The sequence below is a fragment of the Haloferax sp. Q22 genome (assembly GCF_001482285.1).
Classification (GTDB): domain Archaea; phylum Halobacteriota; class Halobacteria; order Halobacteriales; family Haloferacaceae; genus Haloferax.
The window spans coordinates 134,509-144,698 of sequence record NZ_LOEP01000009.1; the positions used below are offsets into that span (position 1 = coordinate 134,509).

Below are 10,190 nucleotides of genomic sequence, written 5' to 3' on the forward strand. Positions count from 1 at the left end.
ATGGAAAGAACGAGGTTCAGGAATCGCTACCGCGTCCGAGTCGCGTTACGCTTGGCTCGGAAGCTTGTCTTTCTCGGACTGAAGGTCCTTGTCAGGCAGTGGGATGTAGTTGTTGTCCTCGACGAACACCTTCTGACCGAACGTGGTCAGGAACATGTTCATGAACGCGGCTTCGCGCATGTCCGTCCCGCTGGGGGTGTCCTCCGTGATGGTCGTGTACTGGTGGAGGTCGCGGTTGAGCGGGTAGTCACTGTCGAAGATGGTGTGCTCAGCGCTCTTGTCCGGCGCGTAGAGCGTGCCCTCGAATTCGATACCGATGGGCTGGACCTCCGGGCCGGTGAAGGCGAGTGCCATGTACGCGATGGCACCGTCGTTCTGCTGGACGACGGTCGCAACCTGCTGGTTCTGACCCTTACGAGTGTCGACGCCCTCCATCGAGGCGTCGGCGCTGCCGAGCATGTTGAGGCGGAACGAGGTGTCCGTCCCGGAGCCTTCCGCGCGGCCGACCACGTAGATTTCCTGGTCGTGGCCGCCGACTTCGCTCCAGTTGGTGATCTCGTCCTGGTAGATCTGGCGGACTTCTTCGCCGGTGAGTTCCGTCACGCCTGCGTCGTAGACGTCCTTCGAGACGACGACGGGCTGGCCGTCGCGGCCGAGGACGTGGTCCACGTAGTTCGCGTCGCGCTCTTCTTCGCTGATGCCGAGTTCCGCCGTGATCGGACCCGACGAGTTACCGATGTCGACGAGACCGTCGCGGACGGACTTACAGCCCGTCCCGGAGTGGCTCAGGCCGATGGACGTCGCGAACGCGGGGTTCGCCTGCGTCTCGGTCGGCTCGAAGCCGTAGAGGGATGCGAAGTAGTCGGCCAGACGCATGTCCGGTGCGCCGAGTTCGTCCCAGCCGGGGACGGTAGATTCGTCGTTCGAACCCCAGTACTCGCCGTCGCTCGGCGGCGCGTTGGAGTTCCAGTAGGAGCTTCCCTTGTTCGCGATGGGATACACCGTCGAGGAGCCCTCGGCGGTGAGCATCTGCGGCGCGCTCGATTCGCTCGTCTCCTCGGGGGTCGAGGTCGTGGTCTCCGGAGCGTCCGTCTCTTCTTCTTCGGTCGCCGGCGCGTCGGTCTCGGGGTTCGACTGCCCCGAACAACCGGCGAGCCCCGCGACGCCCGCCGCGCTCGATGCGACGAGGAACTGCCGACGTGATACGCTGCCTGCCAACTTCTTGGAATCTTGCGCCATCACGTGGTCAGACCCGGTTTTAAATAAAATGCGTTTATAATACCACTTTAGTTCTATCAGAGTTCAACGTAACACTAAGAGTCGAAATAGTTCGATATTAGCGCACACATCTGTACAGAGACCTATATACGCGAACGTAATCGAGACGACAGAAAATATAACGGGTCCCGAGATACGTACGCACGATGGCCCAGCAGGACGGAACTACCGGCCCCGAACGTATCGTCGGTCTGTCGAAATCCGCGGCGGTCGAGCGCGTCGTGGACGCCGACGAGTCCCGAGACCCCGACACCGTTCGCGCGGTGCTCGACCACGTGACCGAAGACGGCACGGTGACGGCCGACGGCGTCGATTCGGCGGTCACGGACACGTCGATGATTCTCTCGACCGCGGAGACGCGCGTCGAACTCGCGTCCATCGACCTCGACGACGCCCGTGAGGCCGCCGGCGACGACGCGGCCGTCGGTGCCGTCCGGTCCCGTCTCGACGTGTTCGAGGCGAAGGTCTCGAACGCGACTGAGCGGGTCGAGTCGCTCGGCGAAGAGCTACAGGGGCTCTCCGACTGGCGCGACGACCCCCGGCCCGTCTACGACATCGTGCTCGGGCTCCGGGAGGTCGCGTCCGAGTCGCAGGCGCTCACCACGCACGCGGACAACGTACAACTCGATATCGAGGAGTTCGACCGATGGCTCTCGAACCACGACGTTCGCGGGCGCGGGCTCGACGGCGACGTGGCGGCGCTCGAACAGTCGCTCGACGGGCTCGCCGACCGGGTCGCGGCCGTCGCCGACGCGGAGGGTTCCGAAGACGACGCCGGCGGCTCCGAGGACGCTGGCGACGAGCGCGCGGCCGAGTGGTACAACGCCGCGCTCCGCGCCCGCGTCTCCGACCTGCTGGTCGAGGACGTGCGAGCCGAGCTCGCCGACCTGCGGAAGTTAGCCCCCGAGTCGGCCGCGGAAAGCGACGGCCTCGGCGACGCCGCCGCCGAACTCGACGACCTCGACGCCCGCGTGGAACGCCTCCGCGGACGACTCGACGACCTCGACGCCCGCGTGGAACGCCTCCGCGGACGACTCGACGACCTCGCCCGACCGTCGTGGACCGACGAGTACGGGGCGCGAATCGAATCGTTCGAGGCGACGCTGGCCGCGTTCGAACCGCCGGTGTCGTGGGGCGCGGTGCAGGCCGAACTCGACGACGCCCGGGTCGGCAGCGACGAGTGAGCCGAGCGCCGTGCGTCCCGAAATCATCCGCTAGCATACATATCACATCCACTACGTAAATCGCGTTCAGCGAAAGTACATGTGTGTCTAGTCCCTCGGTCTAACTGCAAACACCAATGTCAGACTACGAACTTGACCCCCTCCCGTACGAGTACGACGCGCTTGAGCCCCACATCTCCGAGCAGGTGCTGACGTGGCATCACGACACCCACCATCAGGGCTACGTCAACGGCTGGAACGCAGCCGAGGTGACCCTCGCCGAGAACCGCGACGCAGGTGAATTTGGTTCCTCCGCTGGCGCGCTGCGCAACGTCACCCACAACGGCTCGGGACACATTCTGCACGACCTGTTCTGGCAGAACATGTCGCCGGAAGGCGGCGACGAGCCTGAAGGCGCGCTTGCAGAGCGCATCGCCGAGGACTTCGGCTCCTACGAAGCCTGGAAGGGCGAATTCGAAGCGGCGGCCGGCGCGGCCGGCGGCTGGGCGCTTCTCGTCTACGACTCGTTCTCGAACCAGCTTCGGAACGTCGTCGTCGATAAGCACGACCAGGGCGCACTCTGGGGCTCTCACCCCATCCTCGCGCTCGACGTCTGGGAGCACTCGTACTACCACGACTACGGCCCGGCCCGCGGCGACTTCGTCTCCGCGTTCTTCGAGGTCGTCGACTGGGACGAGCCCGCCGCCCGCTACGACCAGGCCGTCGAACTCTTCGAGTAACGTAGCGTAGCGCAGACGAATCACCGCGCGACCACCACAGGTTACCGTGAGAGGGTGCTCGATTGAGGGCATCCGTGGGGCGATTTCGCCCCGCCAGACCGGCACCTTCTACCGAATGTCAACCACATTTTTCGGCGAGTAACGGGTCTGAGGCTGTCGATTATGGTACTTTGTTTCAATCAGAATTCATAACTACGTGGAACGGGATGTGCGGGTGATGAGCAACCCGCCGTGGACCGCCGAATTCGCCGCCCTGAAATCCGACTGCGCCGTCGAACTCGCCGCACTACTGGAGGAGTATCCGCAACCGGTCGTTTACGAGGTGATGAGTGAGATGCTCCGTCGCGAGATGCGCGACCAGTTCGCCGTCTCGTTCGCCGAGTCGCAGTTCGACGAGTAACGCCGCACGAGTAGACGAACTGGGCGGCGGGCGTCCCGCGGGTCGTCAATCCGGCCGTCGAACCGGCCGGTACCGAGCCCGTCCGACGGGACGAGTTACCTCTGTTAGTCCGTGTTCACGAGAAGGACCCCGACGGCGAGGACCGCGCCCCCGCCGAGGAGTTCGAGGCCGACCGGTTCGCGCAGGAAGACGGCACCGAGCAGGATTCCGACGATCGGTTGGGCGAAGAAGAAGACGCCGACGGCGCTCGCGTCCGCGTACTCCATGCCTTTGTACCAACAGTACCACGCGGCCGCAGTGCTCAGCAGTCCGAGGTAGAGAACCGCGCCCACGACCGGTAGTGAGAGCGAAATCGAGTCGAACGCTGCCGGATTGAGAACGAACTCCACGGGGACGAGCGCGCCGAACAGCGGCACCGACAGCACCGTCGCGTACGTCGCGGTTTCGAGCGCCGAATACCGTCGGATGAGCGGCTTTGCGAACACCGAAAACGCGGCGAAACAGAGCGCCGAAAACAGGAGCAACGCGACGCCGGAGACGCTCCCGCCGGCGAACGCGGCCGTGTCGTACTGCCCCGAGAGGACGACGAGCGTGCCGACCGTCGCCAGCGCCGTCCCGACCGACTTCCGGCGCGTGAGGCGCTCGTCGAGGGCCGTCACACCCAACGCGAGCATGAACACCGGCGTCAGGACGGTCAGCAACGAGCCCTGACTCGCGTTCGTCAGGTCGGTCCCCACGAACTGGGTCGAAAGCGCCGCGGTCAGCCACCCTGCGAGCGCGGCGAACCGTCGCCACTCGCCACGGTCGAACGACCGGGACGGAGTGGTCGCTCGCACGGCGACGTAGAGCACGCCGGCACCAAGAGCGACGCGCAGGAAGGCGAGCGTCAGCGGCGGTATCGACCGGAACCCCCACTTACTGACGACGTACATCCCGCCCCAGATAGCCGCCGCGAGGAGCGGGGCGGCGGCGAGGAGTCGGTCGCGGCCCATAGCGGAGGCACACGAACCGCGGCACTAAGAGTGAGGGGAATCCGGAATCGACTGCGGCGGGGCGACCCCTCGCGGGCGCGCTACAAACCGCATCCTACGTCGGCACGTAATCGAGAGTACTACAAAATAACCGCTTTACTGGGGTTCTTTATCGAGTACGCTAGTCCATGGAACATGGCAGACGTAATCGTCATCGGCGGCGGTCCCGCTGGTCTGACAACCGCCCTCTTCGCCGCGAAGAACGGGCTCTCCACGACGGTGTTCGACACGGACAAGACGTGGATGCACAAGGCGCATCTGTTCAACTACCCCGGAATCGGCTCCATCGACGGCACGGACTACATGGAGACGCTCCGCACGCAGGTCGACCACTTCGACGCGAAGCGCCACCAGGGCGAGGAAGTTACTGACGTGAGCGAGGGAGACGACGGCTTCGTTGTCACGACCGACGACGACGAGTACGAGTCTGACTACGTCGTGCTCGCCACGGGTGCGAACCGCGATCTCGCGGAGTCGCTCGGCTGCGCGTTCGACGACGAAATCGTCGACGTGGACGTGACGATGGAGACGAGCGTCGAGGGTGCCTACGCGACGGGTGCGATGGTCCGCGCCGAGGAGTGGCAGGCCGTCATCTCCGCCGGCGACGGCGCGGCCGCCGCCCTCAACATCCTCTCGAACGAGAAGGGCGAACACTACCACGACTTCGACGTGCCCGCCGACGCCGAGTCCGTCTACGGCTCCCTCATCGACGAGGTCTAATCGGCGAACCCGGTCGGCCCGGCCGACTAGGTCTCCTCGCTACCTTCACTCCGTTTTTCTTCGACGGCACGACCACCGCGTAGCTGCGCGGCTACCGTCCCGTGACTCGTGAAAACGACCGCATCACGCCTCAGCTGAGTCGCTCGATGAACGAGTCGATGACTCGGATTTCGTCGTCGTTGATGGCGTGGCCCAGTCCCTCGTACAATCGACTCGTCGCGTCGGCCCCGAGCGTCGAGAAGACTCGGGCCGACGCCTCGACTCGGTCGGCTTCGACGCGGGTGTCGTCGCGGCCGCTCCCGAAGAAAACCGGCGTGCCGTCGAAGTCGGCGTCGCCGACGTGACCGTCGTGGTCGACATCGTTGTCGCTGCCGCCGTAGCCGCCGGTCCGACTCGCGAGGTCGGGTCCGAGGAGGCTTCCCGAGAGGGCGACGAGACCGCCGTACCGGCGGGGGTTCCGAACCGCGAACTCGGCGGCGAGACACGCCCCCTGCGAGAACCCGAAGAAGACGACTCGTTCGGGCGGAATCCCGGCATCGGCGGCGATGTCGAGCGCGGCCGACACCCTTCCGAGCGCGGAGGAGAGCCACGGCTCGTTTCGCTCGGTGGGGCTGGTGGCCGGGGCCGGATACCACGAACTGCCGGCAGCCTGCGGCGCGAGGTACATCACGCCCCGGTGGAGGAACTCGTCGACGAGGGTGAGGACGTGCCGCGCCTTCGACCCGCGGCCGTGGAGCATGACGACCGCCGCGTCGGCGACCTGCGGGGGTGCTCCGGCCGTCGCAATCTCCTGGCCCTCGTGAGGGTCGGTCGCGGACCGGGGCGCTGTTGGGCGGGGGGACATCAGTTCGACCCGTCGGTTCCGTTGCCTTCGTCGGCTTCGACATCCGCGTCTCTTCTCTCATCTCCGCGGTTTCCCGGCAGGTTGAGCGGGCGCAGTTGGCTTTCTATCATCTCGCGGTCCTCCTCCAGCCACGGCGGGAGGTACAGCGACTGGCCGAGCGCCTCCGGGTCGACGTCGAACGTGAGTCCGGGGCCGTCGGTCGCGAGTTCGAACAGGATACCGCCCGGTTCGCGGACGTACAGCGAGTGGAACACGTGTCTGTCTTTCACCCGCGACACGTCGTAGCCGCGCTCGCGGAACAGGTCGTGCCACTCGTACAACTGGGCCTCGTCCTCGACGCGGACCGCGACGTGGTGAATGCTCCCCGCACCCTCACGGCCGAACTCACCGTCTCTGTCGAGGAGGTCCACGACGGTCGCCCGGTCGCCCGGCACTCGGTAGCGGACGCGGTCGCTCTCCTGTGCGACGAGGTCGAACCCGAGCGTATCGAGCACGCTGGCTGTCACGAAGGGGTTCGTCGAGTGGAGCGTGACGCCGTGGATGCCGTGAATCGCGCGCTCGGCGGGGACCGGACCGTCGGCCCACGGTTCGACCGACGACTCGCCGGTGACGAGTTCGAGGTCGGTGCCGTCGGGGTCGGAAAACCGGATGACCGTCTCGTCGAACCGCTCGAACGGGCCGTTGACTTCGACGCCGCGGCTGGCGAGGCGGTCGGCCCAGTAGTCGACGGCGTCCGGCGGAATCACCAGTGATGCGGTCCGAATCTGCGGCGTACCGGGGCGTCCGGGTTCCTCGGCGGGGTACGGGAAGAACGTCAGGGCCGTTCCGGGCGACCCGGTCTCGTCGCCGTAAAACAGGTGACGCGTGAACTTCTCGTTGAAGTTCACCGTCTGCTTGACGAGACGCAGGCCGAGCGTCGTCGCGTAGAAGTCGACGTTCGCCTGCGCGTCGCGGACGATTCCCGTGATGTGGTGGATTCCGGCGGTGTCTGTGAGCATCGAGTTGGGTGTGGTGTCTCGGTGGATGGGCGGGTAGGGGTAGTGGGTGATGGTGGCGTGTTGGTGCGGCGGTGACGTTTCGGTGGGGACAATGCCGCGTCAGCGACCGATAGTTCCCTGCCGGGTGACGGGCGCGTCGGGGTCTATCAGGAACGCGACCACGGTGGCGTCCTCCTCGGCGGTGAGCGTGACCCCGGCGTCGTCGACGAGCAGGCCGCTTTCGGTCTTCCCGAAGCGCGTCCCCGCGGCCTCGACCGCGCCGTCGAACACGTAGAAGTACGCGTCCCGGCCCTCGATTTCGGGGAGGTCTGCGCTCGACCCGGCGTCGAGGCGGAGGTCGAAGAGGTCGACTTCGTTGCGGACGAAAAGCGGCGCGTCGGAGCCCTCGGGGCCGAACAGGTGTCGCCACTCGCCTTCGACGGGGGCGTCGATGGGTTCGTGTTGGATGTTCGGCTCCAGCCCGAGGCTGTGAGGTCGGACGAACATCTGGAGCATCCGCAGCGGCGGGTCGTCCGCGCGGGTGAACTCCTCGTGCCAGAACGTCTCGCCCGCGTTCATCACCATCAGGTGGTCAGCGTCAGTGACGAGGTCGTTGCCGTCCTGGTCGCCGTGGCGCATCACGCCGGCGGGCACCCACGAGATGATTTCCTCGTCGCGGTGGGGATGCATCGCGATGTGGGTGTCGGGGTCCATGAACGACTCGACGATGGTCGCGAGCGGGCCGTAGCCGTGGTCCGCGTGGTCCGGGAGGGCGCGGCCGGGGAAGTTGAAGTAGGTCCGGAACTTCCCCTGATTCTGGGAGACGTCGGTGCGCTCCGCCTTGTAGAGCTTCGTCTCGGAGCCGACTTTCATTACGTGCGCACCTACGCGTCGAATCTATATACCTTCTCGGCGACGTGACCGAAAGCAGGTGACGTCGGTGTCACCGGGGCACGTTTCGGGTGTCCGCTCACGCCGTGTTCACGCCGTCGCCTCGTCGTCCCACGACCCGAGCGAGGGCGACTGGGAGTCGATGTCCGCGACGAACCGCATCGTCGCGGCGTTCAGCGCGAGTCCCAACAGTCCGCCACCGATGACGCCGACCAGCAGGCCGATACCCGGCACGTTGACGACGAACACCGTCGCAAAGACGGAGATGGCGAGCACCAACGCCCCGTATTTGATGAAATATCTGAAGTACTCCCCGCCGTCGACGGCGAACGAGACGGACGCCCGAAGCGCGTCCGACAGTCCAGCGTCTCGGAGGACAATCAGATACGGCGTCGCGTAGACGAAGTACCCCACAACGAAGTACGCGACGACGGAGAGCACGACGAGCAGAACCAACTCCGAACCGGGGTTGCGTACGCTCTCGAAGAGCGCGAGCGCACCGCCGAAGACGGCGAGGGACGGCACCGCAGTCAAGACCAGAAACGGAACCGCGTACGCCCGGACGTTCCCGAAGAACTCGAACTCGCCGCGTTTCAACTGGTCGGCGAGGCTTCCGAAGTAGCCCGCCGCGAGGAGCGATTTCACGACGATGGCAACCACTCCGAGGACGACCAGTCGCGACCCTGTGCCGACCGGAACGCCGGGGGAGAGATTGACTCCGCTGTTGGGTGCGGCAACGAACTCCCACACTGAGCCGACCGAAAACGGTGTCCCGAAGGTGACTCCGAAGTACACGCCATCGTGCGTGAGCACGTTCGATATCTTGTCTTCGTTGAGAATCCCGAACAGGATGGGAATCACGGCGAGACGCGGGTCGTTGACTGCGCGGTCCCAGCCGTCGGCGATGCGGGTCAGGAACCCCGGCATCACGACGCCCGTTCGTGTTGCAGACGGTTCGACCGTGGTGAGACAGGAGACGACTCGGAGGGCATTATCACCGACAAAACCATTGGCGGATAAACATGTTGTGGCTGTACTGCGGTGGCAGTCGTCGTCACCACCCCTGCCGCAGTACGAACGCGGCGTGGCCGAACACGGCGAGCAGGAAGGGAACCGAACCGGCGGGCCAGACGAAGACGGTGCCGAGCGGAATCGCACCCAATACGAGAGCGGTCACGACGAACCGAACCCACACCCAATCGGCCGATTTCGGCGTCGAATCCGCGGACATCGAAACGTCGTGTCGTCGGAGTGTTTCGCGGAACTGGGAGTCGACCTCGTCCGGAACCAGAAACATGGTGGGCTTGTTGACGAACGACTTCCCGTAGTACAGCCGGACTGCAGTCTGGTCGCCGAAGGTCACGAATCGGGCAGTTTCGACGTCCGAAAGCGAGGTCGTCACGTCCTCGTCGCTCCGAAACAGCGAGGGGTCGCCCATGTGGTAGGTGCTTTCGAGTTCGCCGTCGTCGCCGTCGACCGCGACGCGCATGCCGATGAACCGTTCCGAACTCTGGAGGACTGCCGTCAGTACCACCGCGCAGTACATACTGTACACGAACGGACCGCTGTCACCGGCGAGCGCCCCGAAAATCAGTAACGCGACGGGGGCGACGGCGAACACGCTCCACCACAACACGCGGCCGAAATCGACGCCGTTGAACGCGATTCGCTTCGGGAGTTCCCGGAGACCGGCCATCCCCGCGGTCCACGTTACGACGGCCTCGTTCTCGCCAGAGTGTGTCACCGTTAGCGTCCTTCAAAATCGGCGGGCATATAGCTCTCTTGCAACGAGTCGCGGTGCGACCGCCACGCCTCGGGTTCGGGCCCGAAAAGACCGAGTGAGACGGACCGAGGCCGACCGAAGGTACTGGTACCTAAATTAAACTAGGTTGACAATCTGGGTCCGAAGCAGAAGTCTTACCACTAGCAACCGAGTTCGATGTAGTAGCGGGATGGGATAGCCAGGAGATTCCGCCGGGCTCATAACCCGGAGATCGGTAGTTCAAATCTACCTCCCGCTATGGTTTTGCCGACCTCAACTCCTGAGCGCCGAGTCTCGGCTCGGCGCGACCCACGAGGTCGGCCTCATAGCTCAGTAGATTTGAACCGGGGAGCGTCAGCGACCGGGGTTCAAATCTACCTCCCG

The 10,190-nt window shown here is 65.1% G+C and carries 11 protein-coding genes and 1 tRNA gene; 5 read left to right on the forward strand and 7 right to left on the reverse strand.

Features of this window, described 5'->3' with window-relative positions; translation table 11 throughout:
* Nucleotides 1–45 precede the first annotated feature (45 nt).
* Complete coding sequence (locus AM590_RS03745; RefSeq protein ID WP_058826279.1) at nucleotides 46–1,239, reverse strand: substrate-binding domain-containing protein; 1,194 nt, start codon at nucleotides 1,237–1,239, stop codon at nucleotides 46–48.
* A 185-nt stretch (nucleotides 1,240–1,424) separates the two neighbouring features.
* Between AM590_RS03745 and AM590_RS03750 the strand changes: the two genes are divergently transcribed.
* From AM590_RS03750 to AM590_RS03760, 3 genes are all read left to right on the forward strand, one after another.
* Nucleotides 1,425–2,462, forward strand: a complete 1,038-nt coding sequence (locus AM590_RS03750) for a hypothetical protein (protein ID WP_058826280.1) — start codon at nucleotides 1,425–1,427, stop codon at nucleotides 2,460–2,462.
* Nucleotides 2,463–2,578: 116 nt separating this feature from the next.
* Nucleotides 2,579–3,181 (forward strand): superoxide dismutase, encoded by a 603-nt coding sequence (gene sod / locus AM590_RS03755; protein WP_058826281.1) that lies wholly within the window; start codon nucleotides 2,579–2,581, stop codon nucleotides 3,179–3,181.
* 217 nt (nucleotides 3,182–3,398) lie between these two features.
* Nucleotides 3,399–3,581, forward strand: coding sequence for a hypothetical protein (locus AM590_RS03760; RefSeq protein ID WP_058826282.1), 183 nt, complete (start codon nucleotides 3,399–3,401; stop codon nucleotides 3,579–3,581).
* 104 nt (nucleotides 3,582–3,685) lie between these two features.
* On the opposite strand, the gene AM590_RS03765 is transcribed toward AM590_RS03760, so the two are convergent.
* Nucleotides 3,686–4,573, reverse strand: coding sequence for a DMT family transporter (locus AM590_RS03765; protein ID WP_058826283.1), 888 nt, complete (start codon nucleotides 4,571–4,573; stop codon nucleotides 3,686–3,688).
* A 174-nt stretch (nucleotides 4,574–4,747) separates the two neighbouring features.
* On the opposite strand from AM590_RS03765, the gene AM590_RS03770 reads away from it, so the two are divergent.
* A complete protein-coding gene (locus AM590_RS03770; RefSeq protein WP_058826284.1) occupies nucleotides 4,748–5,332 on the forward strand; it encodes an NAD(P)/FAD-dependent oxidoreductase in 585 nt (194 codons plus the stop codon).
* Nucleotides 5,333–5,462: 130 nt separating this feature from the next.
* Here the strand turns inward: AM590_RS03770 and AM590_RS03775 are convergent, their stop codons facing one another.
* The 5 genes from AM590_RS03775 to AM590_RS03795 form a co-directional block, all read right to left on the reverse strand.
* Nucleotides 5,463–6,176 carry an alpha/beta hydrolase gene (locus AM590_RS03775; protein WP_058826285.1) on the reverse strand — a complete coding sequence of 238 codons (714 nt, stop codon included), beginning with the start codon at nucleotides 6,174–6,176 and terminating at the stop codon, nucleotides 5,463–5,465.
* On the reverse strand, nucleotides 6,176–7,174 hold the full coding sequence (locus AM590_RS03780; RefSeq protein ID WP_058826286.1) for a ring-cleaving dioxygenase: 999 nt from the start codon (nucleotides 7,172–7,174) through the stop codon (nucleotides 6,176–6,178). Before AM590_RS03780 ends, AM590_RS03775 begins: the two co-directional genes overlap by 1 nt.
* Before the next feature lie 99 nt (nucleotides 7,175–7,273).
* Nucleotides 7,274–8,026, reverse strand: coding sequence for a pirin family protein (locus AM590_RS03785; RefSeq protein WP_058826287.1), 753 nt, complete (start codon nucleotides 8,024–8,026; stop codon nucleotides 7,274–7,276).
* Between the two features lie 108 nt (nucleotides 8,027–8,134).
* Nucleotides 8,135–8,971, reverse strand: a complete 837-nt coding sequence (locus AM590_RS03790) for a hypothetical protein (protein ID WP_042665517.1) — start codon at nucleotides 8,969–8,971, stop codon at nucleotides 8,135–8,137.
* 127 nt (nucleotides 8,972–9,098) lie between these two features.
* Entirely contained in the window at nucleotides 9,099–9,740 is a 642-nt protein-coding gene (locus AM590_RS03795) for a hypothetical protein (RefSeq protein WP_058826301.1), read from the reverse strand.
* 250 nt (nucleotides 9,741–9,990) lie between these two features.
* Here AM590_RS03795 and AM590_RS03800 point away from each other — a divergent pair.
* Nucleotides 9,991–10,065 (forward strand) — tRNA-Met (locus tag AM590_RS03800).
* Nucleotides 10,066–10,190: the final 125 nt, after the last annotated feature.